This window comes from Bradyrhizobium sp. GW821-FHT12B03 (genome assembly GCF_058807535.1).
The window spans coordinates 97,598-115,987 of record NZ_JBXAQU010000014.1; the positions used below are offsets into that span (position 1 = coordinate 97,598).

At 64.6% G+C, this 18,390-nt stretch carries 12 protein-coding genes; 4 read left to right on the forward strand and 8 right to left on the reverse strand.

What is annotated here, in order from left to right; translation table 11 throughout:
* Positions 1-31: 31 nt before the first annotated feature.
* From AC1RUR_RS24885 to AC1RUR_RS24915, 7 genes are all read right to left on the reverse strand, one after another.
* Complete coding sequence (locus AC1RUR_RS24885; protein WP_492848846.1) at positions 32-1,354, reverse strand: ATP-binding protein; 1,323 nt, start codon at positions 1,352-1,354, stop codon at positions 32-34.
* Complete coding sequence (locus AC1RUR_RS24890; RefSeq protein ID WP_492848848.1) at positions 1,351-2,064, reverse strand: response regulator; 714 nt, start codon at positions 2,062-2,064, stop codon at positions 1,351-1,353. Before AC1RUR_RS24890 ends, AC1RUR_RS24885 begins: the two co-directional genes overlap by 4 nt.
* Before the next feature lie 90 nt (positions 2,065-2,154).
* Entirely contained in the window at positions 2,155-4,116 is a 1,962-nt protein-coding gene (locus AC1RUR_RS24895) for a MacB family efflux pump subunit (RefSeq protein ID WP_492848850.1), read from the reverse strand.
* 1 nt (position 4,117) lies between these two features.
* Positions 4,118-5,347, reverse strand: coding sequence for an efflux RND transporter periplasmic adaptor subunit (locus AC1RUR_RS24900; RefSeq protein WP_492848852.1), 1,230 nt, complete (start codon positions 5,345-5,347; stop codon positions 4,118-4,120).
* Positions 5,344-6,873 (reverse strand): efflux transporter outer membrane subunit, encoded by a 1,530-nt coding sequence (locus AC1RUR_RS24905; protein WP_492848854.1) that lies wholly within the window; start codon positions 6,871-6,873, stop codon positions 5,344-5,346. Before AC1RUR_RS24905 ends, AC1RUR_RS24900 begins: the two co-directional genes overlap by 4 nt.
* A gap of 1,148 nt (positions 6,874-8,021) precedes the next feature.
* The gene (locus tag AC1RUR_RS24910) at positions 8,022-10,196 is read right to left on the reverse strand and encodes a TonB-dependent siderophore receptor (RefSeq protein WP_492848856.1); all 2,175 of its coding nucleotides are present in this window, start codon (positions 10,194-10,196) and stop codon (positions 8,022-8,024) included.
* Positions 10,197-10,642: 446 nt separating this feature from the next.
* Positions 10,643-11,011, reverse strand: a complete 369-nt coding sequence (locus AC1RUR_RS24915; RefSeq protein ID WP_492848858.1) for a hypothetical protein — start codon at positions 11,009-11,011, stop codon at positions 10,643-10,645.
* A 297-nt stretch (positions 11,012-11,308) separates the two neighbouring features.
* Here AC1RUR_RS24915 and bamA point away from each other — a divergent pair, with 297 nt between their 5' ends.
* Positions 11,309-13,822, forward strand: a complete 2,514-nt coding sequence (gene bamA / locus AC1RUR_RS24920; protein WP_492848859.1) for an outer membrane protein assembly factor BamA — start codon at positions 11,309-11,311, stop codon at positions 13,820-13,822.
* 260 nt (positions 13,823-14,082) lie between these two features.
* Complete coding sequence (locus AC1RUR_RS24925; RefSeq protein WP_492848860.1) at positions 14,083-15,015, forward strand: helix-turn-helix domain-containing protein; 933 nt, start codon at positions 14,083-14,085, stop codon at positions 15,013-15,015.
* Between the two features lie 19 nt (positions 15,016-15,034).
* Here the strand turns inward: AC1RUR_RS24925 and AC1RUR_RS24930 are convergent, their stop codons facing one another.
* On the reverse strand, positions 15,035-15,952 hold the full coding sequence (locus AC1RUR_RS24930; protein WP_492848863.1) for a catalase family peroxidase: 918 nt from the start codon (positions 15,950-15,952) through the stop codon (positions 15,035-15,037).
* A 275-nt stretch (positions 15,953-16,227) separates the two neighbouring features.
* Between AC1RUR_RS24930 and AC1RUR_RS24935 the strand changes: the two genes are divergently transcribed.
* Positions 16,228-16,950 carry a TetR/AcrR family transcriptional regulator gene (locus AC1RUR_RS24935; protein ID WP_492848864.1) on the forward strand — a complete coding sequence of 241 codons (723 nt, stop codon included), beginning with the start codon at positions 16,228-16,230 and terminating at the stop codon, positions 16,948-16,950.
* A 281-nt stretch (positions 16,951-17,231) separates the two neighbouring features.
* On the forward strand, positions 17,232-18,380 hold the full coding sequence (locus tag AC1RUR_RS24940; RefSeq protein WP_492849040.1) for an ABC transporter substrate-binding protein: 1,149 nt from the start codon (positions 17,232-17,234) through the stop codon (positions 18,378-18,380).
* Positions 18,381-18,390 lie beyond the last annotated feature (10 nt).

The window sequence follows — 18,390 nt, forward strand, 5'->3', positions numbered from 1 at the left end:
TCGGTCGACAAGCCCGACGATTGCCGCGACTTTATGTCGGAAGAGCGCTCGGGCGATCGGCCGACTTCGCGAGCTGCAATCGGACGCGCAGGCCCTGGGGCGCGTTGTCGAGCAGCTGAAGGGTTCCGTCATGCGCGGTCACGATCGCCTGCGCGATCGAGAGGCCGAGGCCGAATCCGGCCGTCTCGTCCATGGTGCGGGCTTCCTCGCCGCGCACGAAGGGCTCCAGCATCGCCGCCTTCCTTTCGTCGGGGATGCCGGGTCCATCGTCGGACACGTCGATGACGAGCCGATCCCCCGATGTCAACAGCGCGACGTCGATTCTGGTTCCGAAGCGCGTTGCGTTCTCGACGAGGTTGGTGACCGCGCGGATGATTTCGTCGGGCCGCAGGATGAAGGCGGCCCTCGCGGGGCCGGAATAGGTCACGGCGTGGCCGCTATCGGAAAACTGCTCGCAGACCATTTGCAGCAGCGCGGCGACGTCCACCAGTGTCGGTTTCACCGGGCTTTCATTGCGCAGCAGGGAGAGCACCGATTCGAGCATCGACTGCATCTGGTCGAGGTCGCGCACGGTTTGCGTGCGTTGTGCCGGATCCTCGATATATTCCGAACGCAGCCGCAGGCGCGTGATCGGCGTGCGCAAATCGTGGCTGATTGCCGCGAGCATGCGGGTTCGGTCGTTCATCAGCGTGGTGATGCGCTCGCGCATCCGGTTGAGAGCTCTTGCCGCGGACCTGATCTCCTCCGGTCCGTTTTCGGGCAGCGGCGGGGACGACCGGTTCACGCTGAAATTCTCCGCCGCGCGCGCGAAGGCCGACAAAGGCGAGGAGAGTGCGCGACCGGCCCAGACGCCGAGCAGCGTGACGCTCGCCACCAGGAACAGCAGCGTGGAGGTCCACAGGCCGCTGGCAAAGGCCGGCATCTTGAATGATCCGATCGTGGCCTCGAGCATGTCGTCGTTGCCGAGATCGAACCAGACGCGGTTCTCCTCGGAGGTGACGCCGCGAATGAGATCGATCTTGCCGGCGAGTGGCGAGGGGACGTTCAGGGGCGACCGCTTCGGCATGGGCGAGGCGGAGACGCCTTCGCGCAATTGCAGCTTCAGCGCCGGATAAGTCCGTCGGACGCTGTCGAGCACGATGGCGCGCTGCGCCCTGGGCGTATTGTCGATGATCTGCGCGATCAGCTCGAGTTGCTCGACCGGCCTGTCCGCCAGCAGCAGCGGCCGGTTGAGCAGGAAATATCCGGCGATCAGCACATGGATCAGGATCAGCGAGACCAGGACCAGGGCCGCGATCTGACCGCTGATCCGCCTGAAGCTGAACAGCGCCACGATGTCGGCGGCGCGGCTCATACCTCCTCCACCACCGGCGTGAAGATGTAGCCGCCGGTGCGGATGGTCTTGATCACGGAGGTGCCTTCCGTCCGGTCGAGCTTGCGGCGCAGCCGGCTGACCAGCACGTCGATGCTGCGGCCAAAGCTTCCGCCGGGGCGGCCGCGCGTCATGCTGAGCAGGCTGTCGCGGGTGAGAACGCGGCCGGCGCGCTCGCAGAAGGCCTGCAGCAGGTCGAACTCGGCGCTGGTGAGCGGCACCTGCGCGCCTTCGGGGTCGCGCAATTCCCGCAGGCGGAGATCGATCGTCCAGCCCTGGAACTTCAGGCGCGTCGCGGTGGAGGCAGCCGCGAGGCCGCTCGATTGCCGCCGCAGCACCGCGTTGATCCTGGCGAGAAGCTCGCGCGGGTTGAACGGCTTCGGCAGATAATCGTCGGCTCCCATTTCGAGGCCGAGGATCCGGTCGAGATCCTCGCCCTTCGCGGTGAGGATGATGATCGGCGTCGTGGAGTCCATCCGCAGCCGGCGGCACAGGCTGAGGCCGTCCTCGCCCGGCAGCATCAGGTCGAGCACGATCAGATCGGCCCGGTTCTGCGACAGATAGCGATCCATCTCCTTGCCGTTCGTGACGGCGCCGACCGAGAACGAATGCTCGCGCAGATAGCGCGTGATGAGGTCGCGGGTCTGCTGGTCGTCCTCGACGATCAGGATGTTTGGCGTGCCGTTGGTCATGATTGAGATCGCATCGGGGTCGCCGATCGTTGGTCGATTTGGGGGCGATTGTCTCGCCCGAAGAACTACGGACATGGTGCAATCCTACGGTCAGTCACGGCTCAGCGCCACCACGGGGTCGAGGAAGGCGGCGCGGCGGGCGGGGAAAAAGCCGAAGGCGACCCCGATCCCGGTCGAGGTCAGGAACGCCGCGCCGATCGAGAACATCGAATAGGTGACCTGGAATCCCGGCGCCGCGATGTTGATGGCGACGCCGAGCAGGATCGCGATCAGGATGCCGGCGATGCCGCCGATCGACGAGATCAGGGTCGCCTCGACCAGGAACTGCTGGAGGATGTCGCTGCGCCTTGCGCCTACCGCCATGCGCACGCCGATCTCGCTGATCCGCTCGGAGACGGACACCAGCATGATGTTCATGACGCCGATGCCGCCGACGACCAGCGAGATGACCGCGATCGCCGCGACGAGGAACGCCAGGGTCTGCGTCGTGCTGGTGATGGTGCGGCGGATGTCGTCGGTGTTGAGAATGACGAAATCCTTGGTGTTGTGCCGCTGCGTCAGCAGCGTCGTCACGGCGTCCTGCGCCAGATTGGTCGAGATCTCGTCGCTGATCCGGAGCAGGACGCTGCGCAGCGAACGGTCGCCGGTGAACTGGGCCTGCACGGTGGTGTAGGGCAGGTAGACCGACAGGTTCTGGTTCGAGCCGAACCCGCCCTGCTGCTGGGCGATGACGCCGACGATGCGGCAGGGCACCTTGCCGAGCCAGATGACGCGGCCGATGCCCGAGGTCTGGTCGTCGGCGAAGAAGGTCTTGCGGGTGTTGTCGTCGATGACGGCCTGCCGTTCGATGTTGCGGACGGCCTCGGTGTCGAACAAGCGTCCTTTCGCGAGCTTGGCGCCCTTGACCAGGAAATAGCTCTCGCCGACGCCGTTGACCAGCACGTTGGACTCGTTGCCGCGATAGCGCACCGTCGTGCTGGTCGACACCGTCGGCGTGACCCCGGCGATGAAGCCCTGCCGGTCGAGCGCGCGGGCATCGTCGACCACCAGCGTCTTGATCTTGCCGGCGCGCGCATCGCCGAAGTCCTTGCCGGGAAACACCTCGATGGTGTTGGTGCCGAGGCTCGATATGTCGGACAGGACCTTGCGCTGGGAGGCGTTGCCGAGCGCGACGACCGACGACACTGCGGCGATGCCGATGATGATGCCGAGCATGGTCAGGAACGCGCGCAGCCGGTGCGCGGCCATCGACACCAGCGCCATCCGCGAGGCCTCGCGCAGGCGCCGCAATGCGCCGGACCAGCCGGGGGCACTGTCCCAGGAGGTTCGGGCCATGGCGGCAGGCGGCTCCGAAGAATCGTGAGTCTCGGTGCGGCGGTCGGAGACGATCTTGCCGTCCCGCAGCTCGATGACGCGCTCGGCCCTCGCGGCGACATCCGCATCGTGGGTGACGATGATGATCGTCCGCCCCTCGCGATGCAGCTCCTTGAGGATCTTCAGGACTTCCTCGCCGCTGCGCCGGTCGAGCGCGCCGGTCGGCTCGTCCGCCAGGATGACCTCGGCGCCGTTGATCAGCGCGCGTGCGATCGAGACGCGCTGCTGCTGGCCCCCCGAAAGCTGGTTCGGGCGATGGCCGCGCCGGTCGTTCACCCCCAACCTTGCGAGAAGCTGTTCCGCGCGGCTGCGGCGCTCGCGGGCCTTCATCCCGGCATAGATCGCGGGGATCTCGACGTTCTCGGCGGCGGAGAGGTCGCCGAGCAGGTGGTAGCGCTGGAAGATGAAGCCGAAATGCTCGCGGCGCAGCGCGGCCAGTTCATCGGCATCCAGCTCGGAGACGTTCTTGCCGGCGACGCGATAGGCCCCCGACGTCGGGCGATCGAGGCAGCCGAGGATGTTGAGCAGCGTCGATTTGCCCGATCCGGACGAGCCGATGATCGCCACCATCTCGCCCGGCTGGATGCCCAGCGAGAGGTCGTCGAGCGCAATCACGCTGGCGTCGCCGGCCGCGAACTCCCGCCGGACGTTGTCAAGCGCGATGATCGGATCGGCCATGTCAGGGACCTCCCGCCGGGCCGCCCGGCATCCCGTGCGATGCGGTCTGCTCGTTGGCTTCTCCGGTGACGACCCGTTCGCCCTCGTCGAGGCCGGACCTGATCTCGACCGTGGTGCGATCGTTGAGGCCGGTCTTGACCTCGCGTTCGCGAACGTCACCCGACGCGCCGAGGGTGCGGACGATGTTGCGCCCGTCGGATTTCCGCATCACCGCGAGCGAGGGGATGACCTTCACGCGCTTGGCCTCGCCGGTGACGATGTGCACCTCGGCGGTCATGTAGGTTCGGAGCGACAGATCCTTGTTCGGGACGTTGAAGACGCCGATGTAGTAGATCGCCGTGCTGGTCGAGCTCGATGAGCTCGAGCTCGAGCTCGACGTCGTGCTGGTCGAGGAGAAGCTCGCATCGCTCTTGATCGATTCGGGCGCCGGCTCGATCTGCTCCAGCCGGGCCTCGTAGCGATGGTTCTGGTCGCCGAGGATGGTGAAGTAGAGCGATTGCCCCGGCTTGACCTTGACGATGTCGGCCTCGGAAATCTCCGCGCGCACCGTCATCGTCTCGAGCTGGCCGAGCACGACGATGGTCGGCGCGGACTGCACCGCGTTGACGGTTTGCCCTTCCTGCGCCACGGTGGCCAGCACCGTCCCGTCGATCGGCGCGGTGATCCTTGTATAGTCGAGGTTCACCTTGGCCGTCTCGACGCTGGCTTCGGCGCCCACGATCAGCGCGTCGAGCGCGGCAATCTGGGCGCGGGTCTGGCGCGCGGTCGAATCCGCGCTGTCGAAATCGCTGCGTGAGGTGGCGCGCTGCGCCAACGTCGCCTGCTGGCGCGCAAGGTTCGCTTCGGCCAGCACCAGCGCGGCCTCCTTCTCGACCTTCTGCGCGCGGTAGTTCTTCAGCGTGGCTTCCGAGCTGCGCAGATCGTTCTGCTTGGTGACGGGATCGATCTGGGCGATGATGTCGCCGGCCTTGACGCGGTCGCCGACGCGGACGTTGAGCGCGGTGATCCGGCCCGACACCTGCGCACCGACCGCGGTCAGCCGCGCCGGCTTGAGCGTTCCGCTCGCGAGCACTTCCTCGCGCAGATCGCTGACGGTGACCGGCGCGGTGATGTAGGATTGCGTCTTGCCCGACGTCCCCGGAATGCGCGTGGCCGCGACGACGCCGGTGGCCACGACCGCAAACACGGCAGCGGCGATCTTCACGCGTTTGACGGTCATGATCTCGGTCACTTGACCGTCTCCCGGAAGTGAGGCCCCGTGTTGGCGTCCACGATGATCGGTGTCGACACGTCGACCGGGTCGGACCAGCCGCCGCCGAGTGCCTTCGCGAGGGAAATGTAGTCCTTGGCGGCCGACACCTTGCTCTGGATCAGCGAGTCTTCGGCCGAATAGAGCGAGCGTTCTGCGTCCAGCACGTCGATGAAGCTGGCGCTGCCGGTTTCGAACAGCGACCGCGACAGCTTTGCGGCCTCGCGGTAGTTCTTCGCCGCTTCCGTCAGCTTGGTGGCGCGCACGCGTTCGCGGGATAGCGAGACCAGGGCGTTCTCGACGTCCTCGAGCGCGGTGAGCAGGGTCGAATGGAAGGTGGCGAAGGCCTGGTCGCGTTGCGCCTCCGCGATCCTGACCGTGGCCTGGCGTTTGCCGGCATCGAAGACCGGGACCGTGACGGAAGGCCCGACCGACCAGCTCAGGCTGGAATATTTGGCGAGATCCCCGGCGCGCAGCGCCGAGGTGCCGACCGAGCCGGTCAACGACACCGCCGGGTAGCGGTCGGCCTCGGCCTGACCGATCTTGGCGGTCGCTTGCGCCAGCTTGCGCTCGGCGCTGGCAACGTCGGGGCGGCTCATGAGGAGATCGGCGGGCAGGCCCGTGGGCAGTGGCATGCGCGGTGCCGGCACCGGGGCGGACTGCGCCATCAGCGCGGCGACGCCGTCGGGCGGCCGCCCGAGCAGGATGCCGAGCCGGTGAATGTCGGCGGCGAGCGCGGCCTGATAGGTCGGAACGTTGGCTTCGGTGCTGGCGGCTTGCGCGGTGGCCTTGGCGAGATCGACGGCGTTGCCGCTGCCCGCGTCGTATTTGCTGCGGGTGAGCTTCTCGGTGTCGCGCTGCGAGACCGCTGTCCGCTGCGCGAGTGCGATCCGGGCCTGATAGCCCCGCGCTTCCACGTAATAGGCGGCGACGTCGCCAATCAGCGTGACGAGGCTGTTGCGCAGATCCTCTTCGGTCGATTGTGCCCCGCGCACCGCCGCCTCGATACTGCGCTGCGTGCCGCCGAACAGGTCGAGCTCCCAGCTCGAATCGAAGCTTCCTTGATGAAGCGTGTAGGGCGCGCTGTCGACGAGGACGGAGGAGGAGCTGGCGCTGGTCTTGTTGTTGGTCACCGAGGCCGTGCCGCTGACCGAAGGAAACAGGCCGGCGCCGGTCTGCTGGACCGTCGCGCGCGCCTCGCGCACGGCCGCTTTGGCCTTGGCGACGTCAGGGTTGGCTTCGACGGCCTGTTCGATCAGCCGATTGAGCAGGGGATCGCGCAGGCGCAGCCACCAGCGATCGAGCTTGCCGGCCTGCCGTCGTGACGTCGATTGGGTGCTCCAGTGCGAAGGCAGGTCCAGCCTGGGCGGCCCGGCATAATCAGGGCCGACCGCACAGGCGGTCAAAGAGCCGATCAGCATCAGCGCGAGGCAGACCGATCCGGCACGCGACAGTGCTCCGCGCAACAGGCTGGGCGTCGGATGATGATTCTCCTTTGCGGATGGCACGGGGACTGCGACGAACAAGTGTGACGGCATCAAATCGGCTGAAATCCATTGGCCTCGCCCCGGAAGGAGGGGGCACTCACGGCCCTCCCAGGGGCAGGGCGAGGCTGGAACCACTAGCCGGGCGATCGTGGCGTTTCGGCAGGGCGAATGTTGCTGGATGTAAACAGATGTTGCGGGGTATCGCGGGCGGCCGGCCGGGGCAAAACACCGGCCTGTTTCGCCACCCCGTCAACCCCTCTTGGCAAAAATATTCCACTTTACCGAAATTCGGTTTTAGCGTATGTGTCGTTCATCCCGGCTCATCCTTGAGGGGCGATCTCGTTGTCGTCTTGATTGCGAGCCGGGCTTGCGGTGGACGCGGCAGCGTCGGCACGAGAGGTGCGGGCAGGGCGGGTAGTCCCTGTGAGCTCGAAACCGCGTGCGGACGAGCGGCGCTGTCAGGTTCGTCTCGTCTGTAAGTTTCCGGCTTCGTCGACAGGGCCGGGAAAACTGCGGCGATAGGGCGGGCCGTGCGTACGGCAAAACCGTGTGGTCCTGGCCGTCGTTGCTACGGTCAAGCTTTCGCGGAGGTGTGTGCGAGCCCAACCGGGCGGACAGCATCGTCAATTCGCGGGGGGAGGGAGGCCAGAAGGAAAGTTCGGCTCCCGGGAGAGCACGGCATAAGCCGTCCAACCATCGCGCAGGGAAGGCCGAGTGATCGGCACCACCTGTATGCTGCTGTGCGGTTTTTCTGCGTGTGCTTTTCGCGCAGCGGACCGCGGGTGCGAGGTCAGCACCCGGCCTTCCCTGCGCCCTCTTGGTCAAGAGGGTGGAGCGACCAAGCAAAGCTCGGGCGAAATGCGCCGCGAGGCTGCGAAGGCGTGTCTGCGATTTGAAATGCAGGTTGGAAGAGCGAAGTCGTAGCCTCATGCTCCGTCATTGCGAGCGCAGAGACGACGCTGAAACAGCGAGGCCAATCCATCCCCGTCCCCCTGAGGTGGCCGCTTTTTCAGCGGCTCTCGAAGGGCGACGGCCCGGCTGCATCCCGGCCGTACATCCTTCGAGGCTCCCCATAGGACGCGCTGCGTCCCATGGCTCACACCTCAGGATGACGGAGTGGTAGTATGGGTGCAGCGAAGCACGCCACACCGTTGAGTCGCGGGCGCTCGCTACCACCGATAGCTCAACGTGCCGATCACCTGACGCCGTGCGCTGGCGTAGCAATAGCCGGATTGGCAGGTATCATACTTCTTGTCGAACAGGTTGGTGGCATTCACGCGCATATAGGCGCCGCGGAAGCTGCGGTCGAGCTTGCCGAGATCGTAGTCGACCACGGCGTCGAACAACGTGGCAGCCGCATTCTCGAACGTATTCTGGTCGTTGCCGAAGTTCGCGCCGATATAGCGCACGCCCAGACCCAGTCCCAACCCTTCCACCGGCACGCCGGACTGGAACGTGTACTTGCCGAACGCTGCGAACGAGTCTCTCGGGATGCCGGAATACTCGTTGCCGGTCGTATCGCTATTGCCGCGCGTGATCACGACGTTGAGGTGGGTGTACGCCGCGGTGAGATCGAAGCCCGGCTTGAGCGCCAGCTTGGCCTCGAGCTCCAGTCCCTTGGACTCGATCTGTCCGGTCGCCGCCTGGAACGCGATGTTGTCGGCATTGGTACGCAGAACATTGTCCTGCTTGATGTCGAAAACGGCAGCGGTCAGCAGCAGCGGAAAATTCGGCATTTGATACTTGACGCCCGCTTCGGTCTGCTCGCCGGTGGTCGGCTTGAAAGTGGCGCCCGTGACGTCGACACCGGTCTGCGGGCTGAACGACGTGGCGTAACTGACATAGGGCGCAACGCCGTTGTCGAACACATAGCTCAGACCTGCGCGACCAGTGAAGGCCGAAGGCTTCGATGTCTCTGGCGTTCCGTCCAGCGTCGTTGTCGTGCTCTGCGACACCCAGCTCTGACGGCCGTTGAGCGTCAGGATGAATCCGCCGAGCTTGGCTTGCTCCTGTACATAGACGCCCACCTCGTCGGTCGACTGTTTGGTGAAGATCGAGAATGCTGGCGAGGCGATCGCCTGGGCGCCGTAGTTCATGGTCGCAAGATTGAGATCGGGCGCCGGCCCGTACCCGATCTTGTCGTCGTAATGGGAATGACTGTAATCGACGCCGAACAGGACGGTGTTCTTGACTGCGCCGAGCATGAACTTGGCTTCGGCCTGGTTGTCGAGGGTGGCGGTCTTGAAATTGTCCACGATACGCCAGGCAGAACGCGACGCGGTCTGGGTCGCTTCGTCGATCGAATCAATCTGGGTGTATTTCGCGTCCACGCCGACCTGATAGAACCGGAAGTTCTGCCGGACGGTCCAGGTGTCGTCGACATTGTGCTCGAACGCATAACCGATGCGGAACTGCTTCTGGTCCATGGCGCTGAACGCCGGATCGTTCGAATAGATGTTGGTCAGCTTTCCATCGACCGTGCGCGCGTTTCCGATGCTCGCGGCGGTACGGCTGGTCTGATACTCACCGAGGATCGTGAACGTCGTATCGAGATTCGGTTTCCATGTCAGGGCAGGGGCGATATAGGCGCGGTCGTCATCATTGCCGGGAAACCAGGTCTTGGCGTCGCGCAGCAGGCCCGTGAGCCGATAGTACAATTGATCGCTGCCGGGGACCGGTCCGCCGACGTCGAAGCTGCCCTGGTAGCGATCGTAATTGCCGGCCTGCAATTGCACCTCGCCGAACGCCGTCATCGGCGGCCGCTTCGTCGTGACGTCGACGATGCCGCCCGGAGAGCCGAGGCCGTAAAGGCCGGAGGCCGGTCCACGGAGAATCGAGACGCTTTCGAGTCCATAGGGCTCGATCTTGGGAATGGCGAAGTTGCCGCCGCCCTGACGCAGGCCATCGCGATAGATGCCCGTGTAGGTCACGTCAAAGCCGCGAATGTAGAAGCTGTCGAAGCGGGGATCGTACCCGAACGCCGAGGTCGTGACGCCGGGCGTATAGTTGACGGCGTCCTTGAGCGTCTGGACGTTGCGATCTTCGAGCTCCTTCTTGGTCACCACCGAGAGAGACTGCGGCGTCTCGATCAGCGGCGTGTTGGTCTTGGTGCCGGCGGAGCTGCCGGTCGCGACGTAACCGGTTGTCGCGCCATTCGCGCCTGCGGCCGCCTGCGGAGCCCGATTCTGATCGGCCGCGACGTTGGCGCGCCGGCTCGCCGAAGCCGGACGCGCAGAACGTGGGCGCTGATTGGACGCGGCGGTGCTGCGTGTCTTCGGTGCGTCCGGCGCTTCGACGGTGACCGGCGGCAGGTTGCTGCTCTGGGCCAGTGCCTGGGAAGGCAAGAGATCAACAGATACGAATACGACCGAACCAAACATCGTCGCGTTGATTGCAGCTGCGCTTCCAAACCAACGACGCTTCCTCTCCGACAAAGCAACGCCCACCAGTGATGATCCCCAATTTCGCCGAACTGACATTGCTCGAACGCGCGCAGCTGCATGCTGACGCGCGTCGAACGATGCGGACTTCTATTGGTGAAGCGGTCGGAATTCCACACGCGCAAAATAGAATTGCTCGAACGCGCAGCGCGCGATTTTGGAATGATTCAAGATGCGTTTTGGAAAACTCGAGGCGCGCACATGTTGCGTGCGGCAGATGCGCGCATGCGGACGTCATTTTCGCTCGCGCGCAATCGCAGCCCTCCGAGTGGCGGAATGTCGCCGAATGCGACGGGACGTCGCTGGTCGCCTCGCTCATCGAGGCAACCGTCGAGATTGCCGAAAGCGAGCTACCAGGAAATTGGGATTCGCTGCGCAAACCCACCGAGATCCGAGTCGGGGCTGAGCGGCTGGCGGTCGAGCGGACGGTTGTTGTTCCCGCGGGCGAACGAAGTGCCGGGTGGAAAAGCGTAGTCGCTGAACTTGCGCTCGCCGGGAAGCACCTCGGTGCCTCCATCGAGCCAGGACCGCTTGCTCACATAGATGCGGGTGCGCGGACCGGACTGGAAGGAACGGTTGGGGCCGCGCGGACCGTAATCGTAAACCGGACTTTGTGTCGTCTGCGGTCGATCGCGCTTGCCGTTGGTCGCGGCATGAGCAGAGAGGGTCGAGGCGAGGAGGGCGGCCAGCACCGCTCTGGTCATGACAATCGCGTTCATCGGCAAATTCCCCATGCGAGTTCCTGATGTCGTCGCCTCTCGCACCGGCCCAAGAGCCTGTAAAGAATTCAGGCATTGCGCGATGTTGCTGCGCGTTGGCGCGGGGTGCGCGCCTGCAATGGCTGCAAGACCGGGTCGTTCGATGCCGGAGGTCCGCCGGGTCGCCCTGGCCGCAGCGCCCACGTGGCTGATCCGCCAATCAAATTCAATGACCGGAAACAGTACAGAAATCTCAAAGCCACACCACGGCCACAGCCGTTTCGTTTCAGAGCAGGCTAGGTGCTCTTGAGGTGTGGAATGTGTTTTTTGCGGGCCTGGCTGATTGTTGCGGTGATGAGCGGCGTATCGATTGCGAGTTCGCTTCCCCTTGCGCTGTTGCCGCAGCCGGCGGCCGCGCAGAGCGTGGAGACGATCGTTGTTGAAGGCAACCGCCGCGTCGAGGCCGAAACGGTCCGCTCCTACTTCAGGCCCGGTCCCGGCGGGCGGCTCGATCAGCCCGCCATCGACGACGGACTCAAGGCACTGATCGGCACCGGTCTGTTTCAGGATGTGAAGATCAACCAGGCGGGTGGCCGCATCGTGGTGTCGGTGGTGGAAAACGCCGTGATCGGCCGCATCGCCTTCGAGGGCAACAAGAAGATCAAGGACGAACAGCTTTCGGCCGAAATCCAGTCCAAGCCACGCGGGACCTTCTCGCGGGCGCTGGTGCAGTCCGACACGCTGCGCATCGCCGAAATCTACCGGCGCTCGGGCCGCTACGACGTGCGCGTCACGCCCGAAATCATCGAGCAGCCGAACAATCGCGTCGACCTCATCTTCACGGTTGCGGAGGGTGCCAAGACTTCGGTCAAGTCGGTCGAGTTCATCGGCAACAGCGCCTACTCGGCGTCGCGCCTGCGAGACGTGATCAAGACGCATGAGAGCAATCTGCTCAGCTTCCTCGGCAACAACGACATCTACGATCCCGATCGTGTCGAGGCCGATCGCGACCTGATCCGCCGCTTCTATCTCAAGAACGGGTTTGCCGACGTCCAGGTCGTGGCGGCGCTCACCGAATACGATCCGGAGAAGAAGGGCTTCCTCGTCACCTTCAAGATCGACGAAGGCCAGCAGTATCGCGTCGGTTCGGTAGACTTCCGCTCCAGCATTCCCAATTTCGACGCGGGATCGCTGCGCACCTATTCGCGCGTGGCTGCCGGCTCGCTCTACAACGTCGAATCGGTCGAGAAGTCGACCGAAGAAATGCAGATCGAAGCATCGCGCCGCGGCTATTCCTTCGCCATCGTGCGGCCGAGCGGGGACCGGAATTTCGAGGCGCATACGGTCTCCGTCGTGTTCAACATCGACGAAGGCCCGCGAACCTATATCGAGCGCATCAACCTTCGCGGCAACACGCGGACCCGGGACTACGTGATCCGGCGCGAATTCGACCTCGCCGAGGGCGATGCCTACAACCGCGCGCTGGTCGACCGTGCCGAGCGGCGGTTGAAGAACCTCGACTTCTTCAAGAGCGTCAAGATCGTCACCGAGCCGGGCTCCTCCAGCGACCGCGTCATCCTGATCGTCGATATGGAAGAGAAATCGACCGGCGATTTCTCGATCTCGGGCGGCTACTCCACCAGCGACGGCGCGCTGGCCGAAGTCTCGATTTCCGAGCGCAACCTGCTCGGCCGCGGACTCTATGGTAAGGCGTCGGTCAGCTACGGCCAGTATTCGCGCGGCATATCGCTGTCGTTCGTCGAGCCTTATCTGCTCGATTACCGCCTCGCGCTCGGACTGGACGTCTCCTGGCGCCAGCAATTGTCGAACAGCTACACCAGCTACGGCGTGACGACGCTGGGATTCTCGCCGCGCCTGGGCTTTGCGCTGCGCGAGGATCTCTCGCTCCAGCTCCGCTACTCGCTCTATCAGCAGAGCATCACGCTCGCCAGCGCCTATAACAACTGCAACAACAATGCGGCCAATTCGTCGCTGGCCTTCAACCCGACACCCGCCTACATCAAGAACGTTCTCGGCGGCGCGGACCCGACCAATTCCACGGATTCCGGCGTCTATGGCTACGGCTGCTACGGCGACGGCGAGTCGAGCCTGCCGGTCCGGAAGGAACTGGCGAACGGTCGGACCTGGACGTCGGCGCTTGGCTACACGCTGAACTACAACACGCTGGACAACACCAAGAACCCGACCGACGGCTTGCTGATCGACTTCCGGCAGGATTTCGCCGGCGTCGGCGGCGACGTCACCTATCTGAAGACCGCGGTGGACACCAAGTACTACACGCCGCTCGTTTCCGAGATCGTCAGCGTGATCCACCTCCAGGGCGGCATCCTCAGCAAGGTCGGCGATCAGGATCTGCGCATGCTGGATCATTTCCAGATGGGCCCGAACCTCGTGCGCGGCTTCGCCTCCAACGGCATCGGTCCGCGCGACATCACCTATCTCAACTACGGCTCCACCGGCGACTCGCTTGGCGGCACGAAATATTGGGGCGCGTCCCTGGAGTTGCAGATGCCGTTCTGGTTCCTGCCCAAGGAAGTCGGCCTGAAGGGCGCGGTCTACGCCGACGCCGGTTCGCTCTGGGGTTACCAGGGGCCGACGTCCTGGTCGGCCACGGGCGAGGTCAACACCAAGGCCTGCCCGACCTGCGGGCTGCAATATGACGACGGCAACGTGGTGCGCTCGTCGGTCGGCGTCGGCCTGATCTGGGCCTCGCCTTTCGGGCCGCTGCGCTTCGACTATGCCGTGCCGCTGACGAAGGGCAAATATGACAACGTCCAGGAGTTCAGGTTCGGTGGCGGCACCTCGTTCTAGCGATGCGACACCTGCACGGAACGCCGCTGCATTTGTCGTGCATTTGTGAAAACGCGTGATCGGCCCCCGGATGGGCGGAACATGAAACGGCGTTGATCTTGCTGCGAAATCGTCCCGTTGCGCCGATGTGGGTGGGTCGGAGCGAGGGCTGGTTCCCTCGGGGCGCGCGCGTGGACAGCCGCTGGCGGGTGTCCGATAATGCGTTTCGGAGATTGCGGGGCGCTGTGGTGCACCAGGAGTTCCGCAGAAGGGCCAACTCGATGACACAGGCAGGCGCCTACGGACAGCGGCTCGGGCAATTCCTGCGTCTGAAGGATGCGCCGCCCGCGCTGGTGGCGCGCTCGCTGCGCAGCGCCGAGCTTGCGGTCACCGAAACCCGGAACGACCACCCGGTGCCCGGCCTGTCCGGATCGCTCGCCGCCGAGGACGCCTTTCTCGTCAGCCTGAAGCTTCACGACTACCCGGATTGCGAGCTCTGGGAGCTTGGCAAATGCATCATGACGGCGGACGTCCATGCAGGGACGACCTATCTCTACGACCTCAAGCGCGATCCGCGCTACGTGATCGACAAGCCGTTTCACTCGTTGTTCTTCTACATTCCACGCTCGGCGCTCGACAGCATCGCCGAACAGTGCAACGCGCCGCGGGTCGACGAGCTCGATTGTCAGATCGGCGTTGGCCATGACGACGGAATCATCCGCCACATCGGCGCCTCGCTGCAGGAGGGTCTGCGCAGGCCGGACGAGGCCAATCAGCTCTTCATCGATCACATGATGCTCGGGCTGACCGCCCATGTCGCCCAGACCTATGGCGGGCTTCAGCGCACGTCCGGCCTCGCGCGGGGCGGTCTTGCGCCATGGCAGGCGAGGCGCGCCTGCGAGAGGCTGGAGTCGGACCTCGGCGGCAAGCTCTCGTTGCAGAGGATCGCGACCGAGCTCGAGCTTTCGGTCAGCCATTTCTCACGCGCGTTTCGCATCTCCGTCGGCGTGCCGCCGCACCAATGGCTGCTTCAGCAGCGCGTGAAGGCCGCCAAGCAGTTGATGAGCGTGCGCGACCTGCCGCTGTCGGAGATCGCGATCTCGGCCGGGTTTGCCAACCAGAGTCACTTCACGCGCGTATTTTCCTCGATCGTCGGCGTCAGCCCGGCAGCGTGGCGCCGCGAGATGCTCGGCGTTTCGGGCGGCGAGACGTGAAGCCGGGCGGCTTCCGTCCTCAACGGCGTGTCGCGAGCGAGATCGTGTAGGCGGCGCGCCGCGCTGCAAAGATCTCGTCCGGCGGGTGGCCGATGCCGTCGGCGAGATTGGCAGGATTGAAGATGGTGGCGTCGCAGGCCTGGTCCGGTTCGAAGCCCGTGATCACGATCGTGCCCAGGCGCACCTCGTCGCGATGATCCTCATCCGGCCAGCGAATGGTCACGTCCATGGTGGGGTCGCCGGGGCGGTCGAGCAGCGCCATCACGTTGAAGCGGGCCGTGCCGGCCGCGATCCTTGTGCCGAGATCATCGTGCAGGAAGTCGGCCGGCTTCGTCCCGGCTTCGTCCTCGGTCAGGGTCATCTCGCCGCGGGCCGGAACGACCTTGAACTTGATGAAGCGGGTCTCATTCTCCGCATTCGTCGCCGGAAAGGAATGCACGCCCCAATAGGTCGTGCCGGCAAAACTTCCGGGCACCCGGCGTGCGGCGACGTAGTCCGCCTGATTGAGTGTTTCGGGGTTGGCCGCGGAAAAGGCCTTGACCTTCGCCATATCAGGCTTGCCATCCGGCCCCGGGATGCGCGCCTCGAGGAAGGCCAGCATCTGGTCCGGCGTTCGTGCAAAATGCACGGGCGCGCTCTCCACGAGAATGTCGGAGCGGTGGTCGTCGTCGCCGAGCTTGAAGCTGAAGCCGCGCAGCACCAGATTGTTGGTGTCGGCGACGTCAGGATTGCCGCCGCCGACCGAGAAGCGTGCCAGCACGCGCGATGGTTTCGTAAAACTCAGCGATCGCGTGACTTCGCCCGCCCGGTCCGACGAAGTGTAGGTACCGCGAACGCACCAGCCTTTGGCGAAGCTCGCGCGGACCTTTGGCGGGTTGCCGGCCACCGCCTTCAAGGCATCGACAATGGAGGCGGCGGTTGCGGCGATACTGGACATGGAAGACCTTCGGCGTGGGCTTTCTGGGGCCAAATTGTAGGTGTCGCGCCGCTCCTGCGTCTTTCCCAAAGCAGCCATGCTTTGCTCAATCCGGCTCAACTCGACCGGCGCAACGCCGGCTCGGGTGGCCGGCGACCAGGCCGGGATCATTCGATCGCGCCCGCAAATTGGACGTGGCCAATCGCGCAGATAGCTCCGCCGACCCCACTGACAAACCTCCCACCCGCGTGTACCGTGCCCGCGGTTTCATCGTGGGTGAGGGGAATCGACGGTTCGTGACAGCCGGCAACGACACAGAGAAGGCGGCGCCGATCATCGGCTCCAAGGAGCGGCGGCGTAAGGAGTCGGACCGGCGGATGCTGCGGGCGGCGGTGGCGCTGATCGGCAGGCACGGCACGTCCGGTGCGAGCCTCGCCGATATCGGCGTCGAGGCCGGCTACAGCCGTGGTCTTCCGGTGCAGCGCTTCGGTACCAAGCTCCACCTGCTGGAGACCGTGATCGATACGATCCAGGACCGCTTCATGCGCCAGGTCGAGCGGCGGATAGACGGTCGCACCGGCTGTGCGGCGCTCGCCGAGCGCATCCGGATCCAGATGGAGGCGGTGCGCGACATGCCGGACTCGGCGATCGCGCTGTACCATCTGATCGTAGATTCCACCGGCACGGTGCCCGAATTGAAGCCGCGCATCGCCGAGCTGCATGCGCTCTATCGCGATAATCTCCGCGCCTACCTGTTGCAGGCGCGCAAGATGGGCGAACTGCGCAAGGACGTCGATATCGAGCAGAACGTGCGCGCGATCTCCGGCGCGATCAGCGGCATCTGCATCCAGGCGCTGGTGACCGGCGACACGAGAAAGCTCGGCGAGGATGCCGAATTCGTCGCCGATCTCTTCATCGACCGCCTGACGGCGCCGGCCTCGAAGCCAGCCCCCTCCGGCAAGACCAAAGCCGGGACCGGTGCCAAGGCGAGGTCCGCGCCGCGGAGAGTTGCGCGCTGAAGCGCGCCGGTAGCTTCCGGCCGATCGAGCCCACTTGACGGCCCGGTACGACGGCATTCCCTCCATCAAGACCTTTCGGCGCTGGCCCCGCGCGCTGCGGCGCGGGGCCGCATGGCCGTTCGCGTTGCGTGGGTGGCCCTTCAATTACTTGCTAGTCAGCAAGCAACTAACGTGGTAGGTAACCCGTCAACAACTGAAACAGACGTTGCGGGAGGAAAGAGGTGGCGATCAGGGCGGGCATCATCGCGGTCGGGGCGCTGCTGGCAGTCAGCTGTCAGGCGATGGCGGGCGAGAAGAAATACGGTCCCGGCGTCACCGACACCGAGATCAAGATCGGCAACACCGCCGCCTATAGCGGGCCCGCCTCGGGCTTCGGTCTCATCGCCAAGACCGGCGAAGCCTATTTCCGCAAGATCAACGAGGAGGGCGGCATCAACGGCCGGAAGATCGTGTTCCTGTCGTATGACGACGCCTATTCGCCGCCGAAGACGGTCGAGCAGACCCGCAAGCTCGTCGAGAGCGACGAGGTGCTCTTCATGTTCAACGCGGTCGGCACCCCGACCAACTCGGCCGTGCAGAAATATCTCAACGCGAAGAAGGTGCCGCAGCTCTTCGTTTCCAGCGCGGCCGCGAAGTGGAACGATCCGAAGAATTTCCCCTGGAGCATGGGCTTTGCGCCCTCGCTCGAAACCGAGGGCAAGGCTTACGCGAAATACGTCCTGAAGGAGAAGCCGGGCGCCAAGATCGCCATCTTCTATCAGAACGACGATTTCGGGAAGGATTACCTCAAGGGCATCAAGGCCGGCCTCGGCGACAAGGCGCAGGCGATGATCGTCGCAGAGGAATCCTTCGACGTGACCGAACCGACCATCGACTCCCACATCGTGAAGCTGAAGGCGAGCGGCGCCGACGTCTTCTTCAACATGGCAACGCCGAAATTCGCGGCGCAAGCCATCAAGAAGATCAACGAGCTGAACTGGAAGCCGCTCCAGCTTCTGAGCTTTGCCTCGGCCTCGATCGGCAGCGTGATCAAGCCGGTTGGATTCGAGAACGCGCAAGGTATCGTTTCGGCGACCTATTTCAAGGATCCCAATGATACCCGATGGAACGACGATGCGGACTTCAAGGCGCTGAACGCCTTCCTCGACAAATATCTGCCGGAGGCCAATCGTACCGACACGCTGATCATCAACGGCTACAACCCGGCGCTGCTGCTGGTCGAGGTGCTGAAGCAGTGCGGTGACGATCTCAGCCGCGAGAACGTCATGAAGCAGGCCGCGAGTCTCAAGGAGGTCGAAGTCGGCACGCTGCTGCCCGGCATCAAGATATCGACGTCGCCGACCGATTACGCGCCGATCAAGCAGTGGCAGCTGATGCGCTTCGAGAGGAGCAAGTGGCAGCTCTTCGGCGATCTCGTCGGCAACGATTGATTGCGGGGAA